General features: G+C 33.6%; 11 protein-coding genes. 9 read left to right on the plus strand and 2 right to left on the minus strand.

Translation table 11 applies throughout. From position 1 onward, the window contains the following. Nucleotides 1-9: 9 nt before the first annotated feature. Together ACFSSE_RS12725 and ACFSSE_RS12730 are read right to left on the minus strand one after the other, a co-directional pair. Nucleotides 10-1494 carry a RagB/SusD family nutrient uptake outer membrane protein gene (locus ACFSSE_RS12725; protein WP_379047114.1) on the minus strand — a complete coding sequence of 495 codons (1485 nt, stop codon included), beginning with the start codon at nt 1492-1494 and terminating at the stop codon, nt 10-12. 11 nt (nt 1495-1505) lie between these two features. Continuing rightward, nucleotides 1506-4604 (minus strand): SusC/RagA family TonB-linked outer membrane protein, encoded by a 3099-nt coding sequence (locus ACFSSE_RS12730; protein WP_379047116.1) that lies wholly within the window; start codon nt 4602-4604, stop codon nt 1506-1508. Between the two features lie 326 nt (nt 4605-4930). Here ACFSSE_RS12730 and ACFSSE_RS12735 point away from each other — a divergent pair, with 326 nt between their 5' ends. The 9 genes from ACFSSE_RS12735 (at nt 4931) to ACFSSE_RS12775 (ending at nt 20354) form a co-directional block, all read left to right on the plus strand. Next, nucleotides 4931-7828, plus strand: a complete 2898-nt coding sequence (locus ACFSSE_RS12735; RefSeq protein WP_379047119.1) for a triple tyrosine motif-containing protein — start codon at nt 4931-4933, stop codon at nt 7826-7828. Nucleotides 7829-8016: 188 nt separating this feature from the next. Then, nucleotides 8017-9270 (plus strand): glycoside hydrolase family 88 protein, encoded by a 1254-nt coding sequence (locus tag ACFSSE_RS12740; RefSeq protein WP_379047122.1) that lies wholly within the window; start codon nt 8017-8019, stop codon nt 9268-9270. Next, nucleotides 9254-10072, plus strand: a complete 819-nt coding sequence (locus ACFSSE_RS12745) for an endonuclease/exonuclease/phosphatase family protein (protein ID WP_379047125.1) — start codon at nt 9254-9256, stop codon at nt 10070-10072. Before ACFSSE_RS12740 ends, ACFSSE_RS12745 begins: the two co-directional genes overlap by 17 nt. A 204-nt stretch (nt 10073-10276) precedes the next feature. Continuing rightward, the gene (locus ACFSSE_RS12750) at nt 10277-10858 is read left to right on the plus strand and encodes an RNA polymerase sigma factor (RefSeq protein ID WP_379047128.1); all 582 of its coding nucleotides are present in this window, start codon (nt 10277-10279) and stop codon (nt 10856-10858) included. A gap of 74 nt (nt 10859-10932) precedes the next feature. Then, nucleotides 10933-12093: a FecR domain-containing protein gene (locus ACFSSE_RS12755; protein WP_379047131.1), complete on the plus strand. Its 1161-nt coding sequence runs from the start codon at nt 10933-10935 to the stop codon at nt 12091-12093. Nucleotides 12094-12348: 255 nt separating this feature from the next. Further along, nucleotides 12349-15759 carry a SusC/RagA family TonB-linked outer membrane protein gene (locus ACFSSE_RS12760; protein ID WP_379047134.1) on the plus strand — a complete coding sequence of 1137 codons (3411 nt, stop codon included), beginning with the start codon at nt 12349-12351 and terminating at the stop codon, nt 15757-15759. A gap of 13 nt (nt 15760-15772) precedes the next feature. Then, nucleotides 15773-17239 carry a RagB/SusD family nutrient uptake outer membrane protein gene (locus tag ACFSSE_RS12765; RefSeq protein ID WP_379047137.1) on the plus strand — a complete coding sequence of 489 codons (1467 nt, stop codon included), beginning with the start codon at nt 15773-15775 and terminating at the stop codon, nt 17237-17239. A 152-nt stretch (nt 17240-17391) separates the two neighbouring features. Further along, on the plus strand, nt 17392-18858 hold the full coding sequence (locus tag ACFSSE_RS12770) for a BNR-4 repeat-containing protein (protein WP_379047140.1): 1467 nt from the start codon (nt 17392-17394) through the stop codon (nt 18856-18858). Next, the gene (locus ACFSSE_RS12775) at nt 18858-20354 is read left to right on the plus strand and encodes a PQQ-dependent sugar dehydrogenase (protein ID WP_379047143.1); all 1497 of its coding nucleotides are present in this window, start codon (nt 18858-18860) and stop codon (nt 20352-20354) included. Before ACFSSE_RS12770 ends, ACFSSE_RS12775 begins: the two co-directional genes overlap by 1 nt. Nucleotide 20355 lies beyond the last annotated feature (1 nt).

Here is a 20355-nt window from a genome sequence, read left to right on the forward strand (position 1 = left end):
CATTTAAAATTAATTGTAGTTAGGATTTTGTGTTAAACCAGAGATATCAACTTCTTGTTGTGGTATAGGGAAAACTTCGTTTTTACCAACTACAAAACCAGTAATTTTACCAGCAGCTTGGCCAGTTCTTACTAAATCAAAAAAGCGATCGCCTTCCATAGCTAATTCTAATCTACGTTCGTCCCAGATGGCTTGACGTAAAGCAGTACCTGTTAAACTAATATTATGTAATTGATCTGCAAATGCTCTTTGGCGTACACGGTTTAAATAAGTTTGTGCTTTAGTATCATTTGGCGCTGTTGCTCTGTTATTAGCTTCGGCTGCCATTAACAATACATCTGCATATCTTATTGTACGGTTATTAGTTAAATAATTTAACTCTACTTGGCCAGATGTTTCGCCTTTACGTGGTAAATACTTTTGATTGTATAACCCTGTATTTTTATAAGGAGCTACTTGGTAAGTAATATTAAATTGTGGATTAGCAGTTTTGTATGCTTCAATATCTAAAACGGTAACCGCTTTTCTTGTATCGCCAGTTGTGTAAGCATTAGCTAAGTTTTGAGTTGGCAAATTTGAACTCCATCCTTGTCCGTAAGGGCTATCGCCTGTTAAATTACGAATACCCGCTAACTGTACTGCTAAATTTCCTTGTCCGCGGCCGGCGTTATCCCAATCAAAAAATGGACTTAAATTAGAATATTGTATTTCAAATACAGATTCGGTTCCGTTTTCGCCAGCTTGTAAGAAAATATCTCTGAAATTTGTAACCAAACTAAAAGGTCCGTTTACTACATTTTCTAACATAGCAGCGGCTTCTGTAAATTTACCTTGATATAAATAGGCTTTACCCAATAATGCTTGAGCAGCAAATTTTGTAACTCTTCCTTTTTGAATGTTTGAGTTTGGTAAAACTGCAATTGCCTTTGTTAAATCTGCAACAACTTGATCATAAACTTGTTGTTTAGTAGCTCTAGTTAAAGCTCTAGAATCACTTACAGATAATCTTTTATCAGTAAATACAGGTACACCTCCAAATATTTTAACTAATTCAAAGTAGTAATATGCTCTTAAAAAGTAAATCTCACCATACAAAGCATCTTTACCCGTAAAATCTAGTTTAAGTTTATTTTCTTCTAAATAGTTAACGCGGTTAATACCTTCGTAACAAGATTTCCATATCTCTGCTAAATTACCATTATTTGCAACAACTTGATAATCATCTATTTGTTGCAGCGGTATTTGATCTGTAGCGTTTTCGCCACCAGCAACTGAGTTATCAGAAGCTACATCTCCAATTACAGGTACTGCCCATAACCATTGTAATGGAGAGTAACATCCAATTACCATTTTTTGGTAATCATCTGTGGTTTTTAAATAATCATCTGCTGTTATGATATAGTCTTCTTTTGGGCTATAATCCACAAACTTTTCGCAGCTTGTGGTAACAGTAATTAATAAAAGAAGAGTGATTATATATTTATTATTTTTCATCTTATTTCTTTTTAAAATTTAATATCTAAACCCATAGAAAATGTTCTTGCTTGTGGGTAAGCGCCTCTATCAATACCAGAGTCTAATATTCCACCAGAGATTTCTGGGTCAAAGCCCGAGTATTTTGTAAACGTATAAGCGTTTTTAACTTGTGCGAATAAACGTAAACGAGAAATTACTTTGCTTTTTAAAACTGAAGAAGGTAGTGTGTAACCAAATTGGATGTCTTTAATTTTAGCAAAAGAACCATCTTCAACATATCTGCTAGATACCCTAGTGTTCCTATTACCATCAGAAAAAGTATATCGAGGATTATTTGGATCATTTGTACTTCCTTCACCTGTCCATCTGGCTAATACACCGCGGTATTTATTAGTTGTATTTAAATTTCTTTCATACGCTCTGTAAATATCGTTACCTACAGAAGCGTAAATGAATGTATTAAAATCGAAGCTTTTATAAGTTAAGCCAAAGCTGTAACCCATTGTAAAAGTTGGAAATGGGTCGCCTATTTTTGTACGATCTAAATCGCTTATAATACCGTCTTCATTAATATCGGCAAATTTAATATCGCCAGGTTTTGCATTTGCTTGAGTTGGACTTGCAGTTATTTCCGCTGTATTTTGGAATAGGCCAATTGCTTGGAAACCGTAAAAATAACCTGGTGTAAAACCTTTTTCAAAACGAGTTACATTTTGAGATGGAATTCCATAGTATCCGCCATCTATTCTACCTCCATTAGTTTCGGTCACTTCATTTTTTGATGTTGTAAAAGTAATGTTGGTGTTAAACTTTAAATCTTTTGTAAAATCTTCTTTGTATCCTAAGGTAATATCAAACCCGCTGTTTTTGGTAGTACCAATGTTTGCAAAAGGAGATGCTGCAGAACCCAAGTAGAGTGATAATGTTGGAATAAATAATAATCCACTTACGTTTTTCTGAAAATAATCTGCAGTTAAACTAAATTTGTTTTTATAAAAAACTAAATCAAAACCAATGTTCATTTGCTTTTGTTTTTCCCAAGCTAAATCTTCGTTTTTAAACGACCCAATGGTTGCACCTGCTACTGTTTGTTCGTTACCAAAAGTATAACCAGCATTTTGACCTAGGCCATAGCTATAAATGTCTGTTGATATTCTTTGTATTTGGCGCTGTGCATTATCATTACCTGTAATACCATAACTCCCTCTAATTTTTAAGTAATTAAAAAAATCGGATTCAAAAAAGTCTTCCTGAGACACTACCCAACCTAAAGATCCGGCATAAAAGAATGCAAATCTATTATTAGCTCCAAAAGTGGTAGAACCATCTCTTCTTGCAGAAAATGAACCTAAATATTTCTCTTTATAATCGTAATTAACTCTACCAAAATAAGACATGTTTCTATTCTCATATTGGAAAGAACCGACGTTTAAACCAGATGTTGGCGCTACACCCGTTGCTGATGAAATGTCTGCATATTCCCAAGAGTTAAAAGGTACATCTTGACGAGAACCGTTTATTGAATTACCTGTTACTTTTGCTAAAGAATAACCACCAACCACATCAAAATTATGGTCTTCTGCTACTTTAAAGTTATAGTTTATAAAGTTTTCGAAAGTGAAGTTATAATAGGTAGTTTTAGATTCAGAAACATTGTTATGCGCTCCTGTTTTAGCATTACCTGCAGCATCTAGTGTAGAATTAATGTGTGCATCTCCATAATAAGATAGTGGGGTAAAGCCTTTACCAGTAACATCTGTATTGGTATAACCGTATCTTGCTGTAACTTTCAGGTTTTTTAAGATATTATATTGTGCTTCTAATTTACCATATAACTTATTGGTATTAGACTCGTTGTAAGTATCAGCTAACTGCGTTAGAGGATTATAAATTTCTGATAAAATGTTATTACTTACCCCATATTTACCGTAAGTATTAGGTACATTATTTAAAATAGGAACTGTTGGATCAAAATTTAAAGCATTTGAAATAACACTATTGATTGAGTTTTCTGGAACTCCAGATCCCTTAATATTTACAAAACTTGTGTTTGCAATAAATTTTAATTTTGAGCTTAGTTTTAAATCTAAATTAACAGTTCCGTTGGTACGGTTAAAGAAAGATTTATCGCCACCGCCAACTATACCATCTTGCCCTAAGTAACCTGCGGAAACAAAGTAATTTACAAATTCGCTTCCGCCTCTTGCATTTACATTGTGTGATTGCATGGCAGCATTCTTAAAAATCTGGTCTTGCCAATTTGTACCAACACCTAAAGTAGATAAATTAGGGAAAATGATATTTCCACCAGCTGCTACACTACCTTCATTAATGATAGCACCATATTCTGTAGCGTTTAAAACACCAATGGTACTCATCACCTGTTGAACACCATAGTTACTTCCAAAACTGTATTGGGGTTTTTGATTGGTTTTACCACTTTTTGTAGTAACTACAATAACTCCGTTACCCCCTTTTATACCGTAAATGGCAGTAGTTGCCGCATCTTTTAAAATATTGATAGACTCAATATCTGAAGCGTTAATAGAGTTTAAATCGTCTAACGTTTGGATAGAACCATCCACAACCACAATAGGATCGTTACCAGAGTAAGAAGGAATACCTCTAATTAAAAAGGTTGGCTTAGCTCCCGGCGAACCAGGAGAGATTACCGTAACACCCGAAGCTCTACCTTGTATAGCATCCTCAGCCCTTACTGGATTTAACTTTTCTATATCTTCGCCTTTAATTACTGATATAGCACCCGATATTTGAGTAACCTTTTGAGTTCCGTAACCCACAACAACAACTTCTTGTAAACTTGTTTTGTCTTCTTTTAAAATAATATTAAAAGTGGATTTACCTGCAATCATAATTTCTTGGGAAACAAATCCTATATAAGAAACTTTTAAAACTGCATCTGCTCCATTTGGAACATTAATAGCAAATGCACCAAGTGCATCAGTTTGAGCACCTAAACTGGTGCCCTTAATACTTATGCTAACTCCTGGCAATGTAACACCGCTTTCGTCGGTTACTTTACCCGTTACTTTTATTTCTTGCGCTTTTAGAGCTACAGAAATAGAGAAAAATAGCATAAGAAAAAGTAATGTATTTTTTCTTTTCATTTAATGGTTATTTAGTTATTAATTGGTTGGTTTTGATTAAAACGGCAATTGGATTTAGCCATATAATCACATTACAAATGTAATGTTACTGTTTGGTGGGTTACAATTTTTAGGTACTAGCAAAACCATACATTTTACTTAAAAACCAATTTAAACAGGTTTTAGAAGTACTACTTTACTACTACATCATATAAATTTACACAAAAAACAATGTTTTTAAATTAAAATGTGGGTATTATAAAAAACAGAATTAAAATTGTGTACCTTTTGTAAAGCAAATTTTTTAGAAAATATAAACACCTGTTTACATACCTTCATTTTAAAGCATGAAACGCGTTTTATTAACATTTTTATTTATAATCAATACTGTTTATTTATGGGCACAATTAGGCATTTCTCAAATCAACAACTTTAGCTCATTAAACTACAAAGGAGGTACCCAAAACTGGGAAATAGACCAAGATAAAAATGGCATTATGTATTTTGCCAACAACGAAGGCTTACTTACCTATAATGGTAAATATTGGAAATTGTACCCATTACCAAACAAAACCATTGTGCGTTCTGTAAAAGTAGCTCCCGATGGAAAAATATTTGTAGGTGCGCAAGACGAAGTTGGCTACTTTTTCCCTAATGAATTTGGGGTTTTAACCTTTAATTCATTAAAAGACTTGATACCAGCAGCAGATAGAAAGTTTGCCGATGTTTGGGATATAGTAATGTCTAAAAACGAAGTTTACTTCCGTAGTACCACCAAAATTTTCCATTTAAAAGACACTATTTTTAATGCATACAAAAGCAAGGGTGTTTGGGAGTTTTTAGGCGAGGCTAACCAAAGAGTATTTGCGCAAGATACTTCAAAAGGCCTTTTAAGCTTTAAAAATGGTACTTGGGATTTAATATGTAACCACCCAGATTTAAAGAACATTTTAATTACATCTATTTTACCTTTTAATGGTGATACCTTATTAATTACCACCAATAAAAACGGACTTTATTTATTAAATGGTGCTACTTTAACAAAGAAAAAAACCATTAATGATAATATTTTTTTTAACCATAGAATTTACCAAGCTATTACCATAAACAAGGATTGGTATGCCTTGGCAACTGTATCTTCTGGATGTTTAATTATAAATAAAGAAGGGGAAATTATTCAGCAGTATAACTATGATGATGGTTTACAAAAAAATAATTTACGGAGTATTTTTAAAGATAAACATAACAACCTATGGCTTGGTTTAGATGATGGTATTGATTTTATTGCTTTTAATAACGCAATAAAATACATTTACCCAGATAAGTTAAAACAAGCAAGCGGTTACGCTACTAGTATTTTAAACAGTACACTTTATGTGGGCACATCTAATGGGGTGTTTGCTTCGCCAATTCAATCTCAAATAGAAGATTATAGTTATTCTAGCAAATCATTTTCTGAAATTAATGGTACACAAGGCCAGGTTTGGAATTTAAACATCATTAATAATCAATTGCTTATTGCACATGAGGACGGCGCTTATACTTTAAATGGCAACAAAGCCCAGCAAATTTTTCATTACCCAGGAACATGGCAATTTCAGGCAATTTCTAGTTACTCGCCAACAGACCAGCTTGTTGCAGGTACTTATAATGGCTTACATCTAATTAGTTATCAAAACAATCAATTTATAAATAAAGGAGTATTAGCAAATATTGAAGAGTCTTTGCGTTTCATAGTTTATGATGCCAATGCTAATGCTGTTTGGGCTTCTCATCCATACCGTGGGATATTTAAATTTCAGCTCAATTCATCCAAAACTAAAATTATAAACAAGCAACTTTTTACTCAAAAAAATGGTTTACCTTCTACTTTAGGAAATTATGTTGCTAAAATTAAAAACAGGGTAGTTGTTGCTACGTTAAAAGGAATTTATGAATATGACAGTGTAAAGCAACAATTTTCACCATCGCCAACATTATTTAAAGTATTCGAACCAACTAATTACCAGTATCTTAAAGAAGATTCTTATGGTAATGTTTGGTTTGTTACCAATAAAAAAGTTGGTGTGATAGATTTTAATAGAAAAGAGGGCAAAAATAATTACAATGTAGTTTACTTTCCTGAACTTAATGCAAAAGTGGTTGCTGGTTTCGAAAACATATATCCATACAATAGTAAAAACATATTTATAGGTGCTAACAAAGGTTTAATTCATATTAATTACGAAAAATACTTAGAAAACATAAAGCCTTTAGAGCTTAACCTTACTCAAGTAAATCTCATCAATCAAAAAGACAGTTTAATTTTTGGAGGTTATTTTATAAACGAAGGGAAATTAAGTAAAACTCAAAATGAAAATCAAATTCCAAAAATTTCTTTTCAAAATAACTCGCTACATTTCGAATACGCATCTACCCTTTACGAACAGCAAAACAATATAGAATATAGCTACAAACTCAAAGATTTTGACAAAAGTTGGTCGGTATGGAGTAGTAAAAGTGAGAAAGATTATACCAACTTACCTAATGGCAAATATACTTTTGAGGTTAAAGCCCGCAATAACTTAGGTGGAGAGTCGCAAACTATGCGTTATTGTTTTATAATTTTACCGCCTTGGTACCAAACATGGTGGTTTTATATACTATGCTTTTTTACACTTTGTTTTATAATATATTTAATCATTCTGAGGCAAAAAAAGAAATACTTAAAAGAACAAGAGTATTTAAGAAAAGAACATCAATTAGAAAAGGAACATAACGAAAATGAGATTGTAAAACTGCAAAACGAGAAGTTAGAGGCTGATGTAAATTTCAAAAACAAAGAATTAGCAACCACCACCATGCACTTAATGCAAAGAGGCAAACTATTATCAAAAATTAAAGAGGAGCTTTTGCCAATTGTGAAAACAGAAAACATAGAGGAAAGTCCCGAAGAATTTAAGAAAATATTAAGCCTAATTAATGATGCAGAAAGAGCCGATAATGATTGGGAGCATTTTGCCATTCACTTTGACCATGTACATTCAAATTTTTTAACCAAATTAAAAGAACGTATTCCTACACTTACCGCCAACGATTTAAAATTATGTGCTTATTTAAAAATGAACTTAAGCTCTAAAGAAATTGCCCAATTAATGAGTGTAACAATTAGAGCTGTGGAAGTAAGCCGTTACCGTTTGCGTAAAAAACTAGATGTAACATCAGACACTAATTTGTTTAATTATTTGATAGAAATAACAAGTTGAAACCCTTAAATTATCTAACTTTTGCTTTAAAAATTAATTAGCGTTTACACAAAAACACCATTTCTAAATAGGTAAAACACACATTTCCTTCAGATATAAATAAAATTATTAAATACCTGTGGGAGTTTCTTCTCTTTTAAGCTCTTGTTAATAACAGACTCTAAATTTAAAATTTAAGCTTATTAATAATGATGAAACGAAAAATATTGGTTTTAAAATATTCTTTTTTAGCCATTTTACTAATTTTATTAAACACATTTAACGTAAACGGACAAGATGAATTTGTAAAGAAAAGTTTTACAACGGCAGACCCACTTTACACCAATTTATTAAAAGCTACTGAAGGTAATTTTAAAAACTATCCACACTCCTTTTTAGAAAACGGTAATATTAAATATTATCAAATAGACGAATGGACAGGTGGTTTTTGGCCTGGCTCTTTATGGTATATGTATGAGTACACTAAAGAAGAAAAATGGAAAAAAGCGGCCACCGCTTGGACAAATTCTTTAGAAAGTAACCAATATAACACCAAACACCACGATATTGGTTTTATGATGTATTGCAGCTATGGTAATGCCTTAAAATTTGATGATAATCCAAAATACAAAGAGATTTTAATTCAATCTGCTAAATCATTAACTCAACGTTACTCGCCTGTTGTTGGCTCCATACAATCTTGGAACACCCGAAAATCTAAAGGTGATATTAACCTTTGGGAATATGCTGTAATTATGGACAATATGATGAATTTGGAGCTGCTATTTTACGCATCAAAAGTAACTAATGACCCCGTTTATAAAAATATTGCTATAAACCATGCTGCCAAAACTATGCAAAACCATTTAAGGGCAGATTATAGTTCATATCATGTTGTTAATTACGATCCAAAATCTGGAAAAGTGCTACATAAGCAAACGCTTCAAGGCTTTTCTGACGAATCTACTTGGGCAAGAGGCCAAGCTTGGGGCATTTACGGCTTTACTACAGTTTACAGAGAAACAAAAGACAAACGTTTCTTAAAAACTGCTGTAAAAATGGCCAATTTTTTTCTTGATCATCCAAACCTTCCAAAAGATAAAATTCCTTATTGGGATTTTAATGTTGGGCAACCCGGGTTTAAACCAGATTGGGATTTTGACCCAAAAAGATTTAAAGAAACGCCAAGAGACGCCTCGGCAGCAGCAATTACAAGCTCTGCTTTATTAGAGTTAAGCACTTACGTAAAGGGTAAGCAAAAACAAAAGTTTTATAACGCAGCTTTAGCTATGCTTAAATCTTTAAGTAGTGATACTTATTTAAATACAAATAATGCAAATCCATATTATTTATTAAAGCACAGTACAGGTAATTTACCTAGCAATAGAGAAATTGATGTGCCTTTAATTTATGCAGATTATTATTTTTTAGAAGCCTTAACTAGGTATGAAAAATCTAAATAGCTTTAATTATAAATGGCCAATACTTTTATTAGTATTGGCTTTTTCGGGATGTAAAATCAACAATAAAAGTACAAATAACCAGCAGTTTATTGTTAAAGTAATGTCTTACAATATACACCATGGTAACCCGCCAGGTTATGAAAATAAAATTGATTTAAAAGCTATAGTAGAAACTATTAAGAATGCTGATGCTGATATTGTTGCTTTACAAGAAGTAGATGTAAATACCAAAAGAAGTGGCAATATAAACGAAGCCGAAATTTTGGCAAAAGAACTTGGTATGTTTCTGTTTTTTTCAAAAGCTATAGATTTTGATGGTGGTGATTACGGTTTAGCTATTATTTCAAAATATCCGCTAACGGAAACCCATTTTGAAAAGTTGAGCTTAGCCGCCGATGCTAAAGCCGAACCTAGAATACTACAAATGGTTACTGTAAATATCCCCAATCAAAAACCATTTGTATTTGCAAATACGCATTTAGATGTTTTAAATACTGGTAACAGACCGCTACAAGCTAAACAAATTGTAGCTATTGCCAATAAGCATAAGCTTCCATTTATTATTGCAGGCGATTGGAATGCTACACTAAATAGCACTACTTTAAGTATTATGGATGAAGCATTTACCAGAACTTGTTCAAACTGCCCAGTTACTTGTATAGAAGAAGGAGAGAACGGAGCAATAGATTTTATTGCATACACAAAAAGCGCTCCTTTTAAAACAAAAAATTATAGCGTGTTTAGTGACAATTATGCATCAGACCATTTTCCTATTTTAGCAGAAATTATAATAACTAAATAGCTATGTTTTAGGTTAGAAACAAAATTTTTAATTAAGCAAACAATACAGTATAAATATCTATAGTAGAAATAAATTAGATGCAATAAATATATTTAATTTAATTTGGTTAAATATTGAAGCCATAAAGTTTTACGCACTGTAAACTTTTTAAGACACAAGAAGTTGTTTTATCCAAAATAATCGATATTTTTGATTTGATCCTAAATGATTTTAGCCAACGAAAATAGAGAGTCGGATCTGTTGTTATTAAAACAGATAAAAGCCAATAACATGTTGGCCTTTGATGCTTTGTATGAAAAATATTGGGAAAAAGTTTACAATGCAGCCTTAAAAAGATCTAAAGACCCAGATTATGCGAAAGATCTTACTCAGGATATTTTTCTGAAAATTTGGGATAAACGGGCAGAATTACAAATAGATAATTTAGCGCCTTACCTTTATATTGCAGTTAGAAACAACGTATTTAAGTGGATAGAAAAAGAGCAAAAATTTACACCAATACCGGAACTTCTTGCCCAATTAGCACAAGATAAAAACCAAGCCGACGCAGAAATTTTACGCAAAGAATTTATGCAAAAATATGAAGCATTGGTAAACACACTCACCCCAGCGCAACAACAAATTTTCCGCATGCGCTTTAATGAAGATTTAAGCACTAAAGAAATTGCCGAACGCTTAAATATCAGTCGTAAAACGGTACAAAACCAATTAGCAAAAAGTATATTACAGCTTCGTACATCTTTTGATTTGCTTTATTTTGTATTAATGATTCAATTTTATAATTAAAAAATAATTTTCTGTGGGACTTTTCCTCTTTTACCGGTCTATGTATAAAAGGCTTGGTACAAGCCATTACAATAATGGATAAAAAAGAATTTTTAAAATTAGTAACTAAATATAATCAGGGAACAGCTACGGAAGAAGAAAAGTCTTTTTTAAACACCTACGATCAACTTTTTGAAGAACTAGAAAACCCATTAGATGAGTTAAAAGCCGAAGATAAAGATAGATTGAAACAGAATATGCTTAATGACATTAAGCTTAAAATGTTAGCTGAGCCCGTACCTTATAAAGAAAGTAACAATTGGAAATGGATAGCCGCAGCTATGTTTATAATTGCTTGTAGCGCAGCATTGTTTTTTACAATGTCAACTACTCAAAAGCAAACAGCCGAAATTCAAGAACACCACACAAAAGACACGCTAATTACTCCAGGTTCTAACCAAGCAGTACTTACTTTAGCAAATGGCAAACAAATCACTTTAAATGATAAAGCCAACGGACTTTTAACTGAAGAAGCTGGTGTTATTATATCAAAAAATGAAGATGGCTTATTAAAATATGAAATAGCTGCAAACGCTGAAGCTACAACCCATACCATGAGCACTCCTAGAGGAGGGCAATACCAACTTATTTTAGCAGATGGTTCTAAAGTTTGGCTAAATGCCGATTCTAAAATAATTTTTCCAAGCCGTTTTGATGGCGATGAAAGAAAAGTAGAAATTTTTGGTGAAGCTTATTTTGAAGTAGCAAAAAATAAAGACAAGCCTTTTAAAGTTGTTTCAAACAATCAAATTATTGAAGTATTAGGCACTCATTTTAATATCAATAATTATGCTGATGAACTTGCTGCAAAAACTACTTTGCTAGAAGGTAGTGTTAAGATAAGCCCATTAGTTAATGGTACTATTAATAATACTGCGGCAAAAATTTTAAAACCTGGTGAGCAGGCAATTTTAAATAACGGAGAAAGTAAAGTTAAAGTTGCCCAAACAGATTTAGAAGCTGCAATAGCATGGAAAAACGGATACTTTAGATTTAACAAAATAGACATGCAAAGCATGATGAGACAAGTAGCCCGTTGGTACGATGTAGATATTGAATACGAAGGTGCTATAAGCAAAGATTTATTTGTTGGAAACTTAAGAAGAAGTGATGACATAAAAGAAGTGCTCCACATTTTACAGTTGGGAAAAATAAATGCAACCATTAAAGGCAAAACTATTATAATATCAAATTAATTATTTAACCTAAATTTTAAAAATTATGAAGAAAAGTTAACCCCTAAAAAAAAGAGGCTTACTTTAAACAAGAAAACCGGAGTGCGCTAACACTTCCGGTTTCCGGTTTCCTTTAAAAGGAAATGTTTAGGCTAAACCCTAAAAGACCATCTGATAATCTCATTTTATTAACCCAAACTTTACAAAAGTATGCAATTAAAATTTCATAGTAAAACCCACAAAAGCGGGTTTTTTACTCCAAAATTGTTTCTAAAAATGAAACTAACTGTAATTTTATTGATCATTGGTTGTTTGCAAATTAGTGCAAAAAGCTTCTCTCAAAACATCAATTTAACAGGTAAAAATATACCATTAGAAAAGGTATTAACCGAAATAGGTAAACAAAGCGGTTATTACTTTTTTTACAAGTATAACGAGCTTGTACAAGCTAAACCTGTTACCATTAGCTTAAAAAACGTAAGCTTAGAAAAAGCATTAAACGAGAGTTTTAAAAACCAACCTTTTACCTATGAAATAGATTTAAAAACTATAGTTGTTACCAAAAAAGAAGTGGTGGTTGAGCAAGTTGCTTTAGCGCCCGTAAAAGGAAAAGTATTAGATGAAAAAGGGCTTCCTTTACCTGGTGCAGCCATAAAAGTTAAAAATCAAAATCAAGTTACCATGACAGATGTTAACGGGAACTTTAGTTTTGATGATTTAGCAGCAAATGCTGTTTTAGTAATTAGCTATACAGGTTATTTAACACAAGAAATAAGCGTTGCTGGGAAAACTAACATCTCTGTAACACTTAAAGAAGACAGCCAAAAGTTAGATGAAATTGTTTTTGTTGGTTACGGTACGCAACAACGTAAAGATGTAACTGGTGCAGTAAGTTCTATTGGTGCTAAACAAATAAAAGATCAACCTGTTGTAAGTTTAGATAATGCAATGGCAGCACAAATGGCTGGCGTACAAGTTACTCAGGCATCTGGTGCACCAGGTGGTGGTTCTACTGTAAGAATTAGAGGAGCAGGTTCTTTAAGTGCCGGAAACGAACCACTTTATGTTGTAGATGGTTTTCCTGTTACTAATGATTTTAACCAAAGAAACAATCCATTAAATACAATTAACCCTGCTGATATAGAAAACATTCAGGTTTTAAAAGATGCTTCTGCAACTGCCATTTATGGTTCTAGAGGTTCTAATGGTGTAGTTATCATCACTACAAAATCTGGTAAATCTGGTGTTTCTAAAATGGATTTCAGCATTACAACTGGTGTGCAACAGGTAGAAAAAACTTTAGATGTTTTAAACGCTACAGAATTTGCTAATTACATTATTGAATCTAGAAATAATGCTTGGGTAAATTCAGGTACTGGGCGTTTAGCTACAGATCCAAACTCGGCTCGTTTAAACAACGTGATGTATTTAATTCCAACTGCTTTTAACGATCCAAATTCTTTAGGTGAAGGAACAAATTGGCAGGATGAAATTTTTAGAACTGCCCCAATGAGCAATTATCAAATCAATTTTTCTGGCGGTTCCGATAAAACAAAATATTTTATCTCTGGTGGATATTTAACACAAGATGGAGTGGTTTTAAATTCAGATTTAAAACGCTATTCTTTCCGTTTAAATGTAGAGTCTCAAGTAAATAAAAGAATTAAAGTAGGCGCAAATTTAACACCATCTTATACCTTTTCTAATCAAACCTTAGCAGAAGGAAATTGGCAGGGTGGTGGTATTATTCAATCTGCTATAACTGCTAATCCCGCTTTAACTCCTTATGATGCAAACGGGAATTACACTAAAATTACTGGGCAACGTATTGGAACTAGTGAGGTGGATAACCCTGTTAAAATTGCTAGAGAATACTTTCACCAGCAAGGTAATTTAAGATTATTAGGAACCGCTTTTGTTGAGTTTAACTTGGCTAAAGATTTAAACTTTAAAACCTTAGTAGGTGCTGATGTTAGAAATTTTTCAGAAGACATCTTTAATCCGTCTATAATTAACCCAAACAGCGTAAACCCAACTAAGCCTTCGCTTGGTACAAATAACTTAACCGAAAACAGAAATTGGTTATCAGAGTTTACTTTAAACTATGCTAAAAAAGTTAAAAAGCACTCTTTTGAAGGTTTATTAGGTTATACCATCCAAAAAGAAAACTTTAATGCCAGTTCTATTAATGGTACCAATTTCCCTAATGATCAAATCAAAACCATTAATGCAGCAGGTTTAATTTCTAGTGCATTATCTAGAAAAGAAGAATGGTCATTATTATCATACTTAGCTCGTTTAAATTACAGCTTTAATGATAAATACTTATTAACCGCAACTTTCAGAACAGATGGTTCGTCTCGTTTTGGTGCTGATAATAGATGGGGTTCTTTCCCTTCTGTTTCTTTGGGTTGGAGAGTTTCTGAAGAAGATTTCTTGAAAAGTGTGAATTGGATTTCTGATTTAAGATTGAGAACTAGTTATGGTATAACAGGAAATAATTTTATTACTAATTATGGCGCTATCGGTTTAACCGGACAAGAAAATTATGTTTTTGGTAATGCTGGAGGTGTTTTAAACAACGGTATCAGATTAACAAATATCCCTAATAGCAGATTAGGATGGGAGCGTAACAAACAACTTGATTTAGGTTTAGAATTAGGAATTTTTCAAAACCGCATTGCAGTTGCAGCAGATTATTACAATAAAAGAACTTCTGATTTATTGTTAAACGTACCTGTACCAACTTTAACAGGTTATACTACTGCGTTACAAAATATCGGAGAAATCCAAAATCAGGGTTTTGAATTTACCTTAACTACTAGAAACACTGTAAAGGCTTTTAAATGGACAACAGATTTAAACTTATCTACCAATAATGTAGAGGTTTTAGCCTTAGGTCCTGATGGATCACCAATATTAGCCAGACAAGCAACTTTTGCAGCAGGTTCTACTCACATTACAGAAATTGGTGCAGCACCAGGTTCATACTTTGGTTACAAAGTTATTGGTGTTTACCAAAACGCATCCGATGTTGCAAACAGTGCTACTTTTAAAAACTCAGCTGGGGTACCAACTGTAAAGCCTGGTCAATTAAAATTTGCTGATATCAATGGAGATGGTGTTTTAACTGCCGCTGATAGAACAAATTTAGGTAACCCATTCCCTGATTTTACTTACGGAATGACCAATACATTCAATTACAAAAACCTTGATTTTGCTTTCACCTTACAAGGTGTGCAGGGTTTTGAAGTATTAAATGCAGCAAGAAGATTTTATGGTAATTACGCAGGTTCTTACAACGTTTTAGCCAGTACTGCAAACGGATGGAAATCAGAAACTGACCCAGGCGACGGTGTAAGCCCACAAATTGATAGAAACTTTAATGGTTATGCAGCAACATCCGTAATTAATAACGTTACCTCACAATTTGTTGAAGATGGCTCTTTCTTAAGAATCAGAAACATCACTTTAGGTTATAATTTGCCACAATCTGTACTTAAAACTTTAAAAGTTGCTAACGCAAGGTTAAACTTTACTGTTCAAAACGCTTACACTTTTACAAAGTACGAAGGTTACAACCCAGAGGTGAGTGTAGAAGGCGCAAATCCTTTAGTTCCTGGAGTTGATTCTGGCGGTTATCCATTAGCTCGCACATTTATGTTTGGTTTAAATTTTGGATTTTAATACAACAATTGATATGAGAAATATTAAAACATTATTTGCTGCAGGCGTAGTTATTATACTATCTGCTAGCAGTTGCAAGAAAGATTTTTTAGAACTTGCTCCAATATCTCAACAAAACGGTAACAATTTCTATAAAACAGCTGAGGATATGAAAAATGCCCTTACAGCAGCTTATGGAGGCCTACAGTACGGCGGTTTGTATTATTCTTCTATGCACATTATAGGAGATTTACGTTCTGATAACACAGAAATTACCAACCCTAATGCTGGCGCAGATCAACAAGCAGTTGATAATTTCACCAATTTACCTACTAACTCTATCAGTAGCACAACTTGGGCAGGGCATTACCAAGCTATCCAAGCTACCAACATCGTGATAGAAAAAATAGAAGCGGTAAACATGGATGCGACTTTAAAAGCAAGATACACTGGCGAAGCAAAATTTTTAAGAGCTTTAATGTATTTTAATTTGGTACGTATTTTTGGCGATGTGCCTTTGGTAACTAAAGTAATCAATAACCCACAAGAAGGTTATGATTATGGAAGAGAAACTACCGCTAACGTTTACGCTCAAATTATTGCAGATTTAACAGCTGCAGAAGCTTCTTTACCTTTTGAATACACAGGTGTTGATATTGGTAGAGCAACAAAAGGCGCAGCGATGTCTTTATTGGGAAAAGTTTATTTAACACAAAAGAATTGGACCTTAGCAGCAACAAAATTAAAAGAAGTAATAGACCAAACTGCCAGCAATAAATATCAATTATTACCTACTTATGCAGGTGTTTTTGGTATTGCAAATGAGAATAACAGAGAGTCTATTTTTGAAGTTCAGTTCAAAAGAGCAGCTACTGGTGAAGGTAGTCCGTTTACCAATCAGTTTGCGCCAATAGGTTCTGGTACTGCGGTAGTTTCTGTAGGTAACCCATTGGGGCAAAACATCCCCACTGCAAATATGAACAGTGCTTATGAAGCAAATGATGCAAGAAAGGCAGTATCTATGCGCACAAGTTATGTACTAGCTGGTAATACAGTTAATCATAATTATGTGGTTAAATACAGCGGAACACCTGCTGCAAATTTAGACAGCGATAACAACTGGATTGTTTTAAGATATGCTGATGTATTATTAATGTATGCCGAGGCCTTAAATGAGCAAGGTTATGTAGCTGATGGTCCCGCTTTTACATATCTAAATCAGATTAGAACCCGAGCAGGATTAGGGGCTAAAACGAGTAATAACTCTAATTTAGCTTTAAGAGTTGCAGATCAAGGAGCCTTCAGATTAGCAATTGAACAAGAAAGACGTGTTGAATTGGCTTTTGAAGGTCATCGTTGGTTTGATTTGGTACGTACTGATAGAGCTTTAGCTGTTTTAGGCACAAGCGGAATGTTGGCACACCATGCTGTTTTCCCAATTCCGCAATCTCAAATTGATATCAACCCGAGTAAAATCAAACAAAATCCAGTATATAATTAATTAAAAAAGAGACAACTATTGGTTAGTTTAAAAAGAGCAGCTCCTTCATTCTAAAAGATGAAGGGCTGCAATTTTTAGCCCTTTTTTAAGAGTTTAAATCTTGTTCAATAAGAACATCAGCTACGCTTTTGACTAAATTTTAATAAAACATCATGAACAGAAAACACATATTTCTATTCTTAATTTGCTTTTTAGTAGTGCAAATTTTAAAAGCGCAACAGGTAAAAACTTTAAACATAAAAGATACTGGTTACAGAGGGATTTGGTACAGCAACGAACCTTCTAAAGATGAGTATGTTTACAAATATAGCGGCGGTTTAGCTACTTATCCGGCAAATCACTATCCATTTTCTATATATGTTGCCAAAGTAAATAAAACTTTTTTTTGCTACGGCGGTGCAGATGTTGAAGGTAAAACTTTGCTCCACGCAGTTTCTTACTTTGATCATAAAACAGGTAAAGTACCAAAACCTACCATCGTTTTAGATAAAAAAACCAATAATGCGCATGATAATCCAGTTATGAACATCGATAGAGATGGCTACATCTGGATTTTTTCTACCGCACATGGCACTAACGGCCCATCTTATGTTCATAAAAGCTTAAAACCTTATGATATTGATGCTTTTGAGCAGATAAAGGCAACAAAAACCGTAGATGGTAAAACAGTACCGATGAATAATTTCTCTTATGTACAAACATGGTATCAACCAGAAAATGGATTTATTAATCTTTTTACACATTACGACAGGCAGGTGATACCAAACCAACCAAGTAAGCCTCGTAGAACCATCAGCTTTATGACCAGTAAAGATGGTATCAATTATTCTACCTGGAATGATTTAGCTACAATTGAAGAAGGACACTACCAAACCAGTGGGCAATACAAAAATAAATTAGGCACTTCTTTCAATTATCATCCAATTAAAGAAGGCGAAAACGGCTTAAATTACCGAACCAATTTATATTACATACAAACACAGGATTTTGGAAAAACATGGCAATCAGCAAATGGGAATGCTTTAGAAATTCCTTTAAAAGACATTAAAAATAGTGCATTAGTTAAAGATTATGCCGCTTTAGGCCTTAATGTTTATATTAACGATTTAGCTTATGACCAAAACGGAAACCCCGTAATATTATACGTAACCAGCAAAGGTTACGAAGCAGGGCCAGAAAAAGGACCAAGAACATGGCATACCGCCCGGTTTGATGGCGAAAATTGGGAAATATTACCTCTTGCAAATTCTGATAATAATTATGACATGGGTTCTCTTTATATTGATGATAAAGGAACATGGCAAGTTATTGGCCCAACCAACGTAGGCCCTCAGCCTTACAATACAGGTGGCGAAATGGTATTATGGAAAAGCAATAATCAAGGTAAAACCTGGAAAAGTAAAGCCATAACAAGCAATAGCCCTTTCAATCATTCTTATGCCCGCCGCCCAGTAAACGTAAACAAAGGTTTTTATGCTTTTTGGGCAGATGGACATGGCAGAGAACGTTCTTTATCACATCTTTATTTTTCTGACAGTAAAGGAAACGTTTATCAATTACCAGAAACAATGGATGCTGATTTTATAAAACCTATTAAACTAAAGAAACCTAAGAAATAATGACAAGATCTTTAGGCTACCTCTTTATCGTTTTGGTCACTTTTTGTATTGCTTGTTCATCGCAATCAGAAAATACATCGCTCCCAATTATTGATAATATCGCTTTATCAAAAAGTCTTTTAAAAGTGGAGGTTTTAGCTAAAGACTTAAATGTGCCATGGGATTTGGCTTATGCCGATGATGGATATTTGTGGTTTACCGAACAATCTGGCAGTATATCAAGAGCGCACCTTACAACCGGACAAAAAACTAAAGTTTTAACCATAAAAGAAGTTTGGAGTTTACGTACAACTGGTTTATTAGGTTTGGCCATTCATCCAGATTTTAAAAGAAACCCTTATGTGTTTGTAAATTATACAGTTAAGCAAGACACTACCGTTTACAACAAATTGGTAAGGTATTATTTTGCAAATGACACCCTAACGCAACCCAAATTATTACTAACAACAGTTGGTTACAGGGCTCACAATGGTTCTAGGTTAGCAATCTCCAATAATGGTAAACTTTTGTGGGCAACAGGCGATGCTTACAATGGCAATAATGCTCAATCATTATCTAGCTTAAACGGTAAAATTTTACGCTTAAATTTAGATGGCAGCATACCAAAAGATAATCCTTACCCAAATAGTTACGTATGGGCCCGTGGATTTAGAAATATGCAAGGCTTAACAGTATCTGATAAAGGTAAAGTATATACATCTGAACATGGAGATGCCATAGAAGATGAAGTGAATCTGATAGAAAAGGGGGGAAATTACGGCTGGCCATTTATTGAGGGAATGCATAACAAGCCAGAAGAATTGGCTTTCGCCGATGCTCATCAAACAAAAGAACCTTTAAAATCGTGGACACCAGTTATTGCACCATCAGGCATTAGTTATTACAATAGCAGCTTAATTCCCGAATGGAAAAACAGCCTTTTATTGACCACCCTAAAAGCAAAAAGTTTTAGAGTGCTTTCATTAAACGATGATGGTACACAAATAAAAGCAGAAGAAGTATTTTTTGAAAACCATTACGGCCGCTTAAGAGATGTTTGTTCTGACGCCGAAGGCAACATTTACATCAGCACCAGTAACCATGATTGGAATCCGCAGCCCGGTTTTCCTTTATCAGGCGATGATAAAATTTTAAAAATCAGCCCAGCAAAAAAGCCAACACATAAACCCTTAACAGCGGTTAAAGTTCAAAAAGGCAATGCTGCAATTGATGGCGCTCAACTTTACAATAGCTACTGCGCCTCATGTCATCAAACTAATGGACAAGGTGTAAAAGACGTCTTTCCTGCTTTGGCTGGTTCTAAAAATGTAACGGGTTCTACCACAACATTAATTAAAATGGTTCAAAACGGTATTAACAGTAAAAGCGGTCAACAAATGCCTTCATTCTCATTCTTAAAAGATCAAGAAACGGCTGCCATTCTTACTTACATCAGAAAAAGCTGGAACAATAAAAGTAGTGCTATTACTCCACAACAGGTAAAATCAAATCGTTAAA

It is taken from the genome of Pedobacter alpinus (genome assembly GCF_042684645.1).
Taxonomy (GTDB): Bacteria; Bacteroidota; Bacteroidia; order Sphingobacteriales; family Sphingobacteriaceae; genus Pseudopedobacter; species Pseudopedobacter alpinus.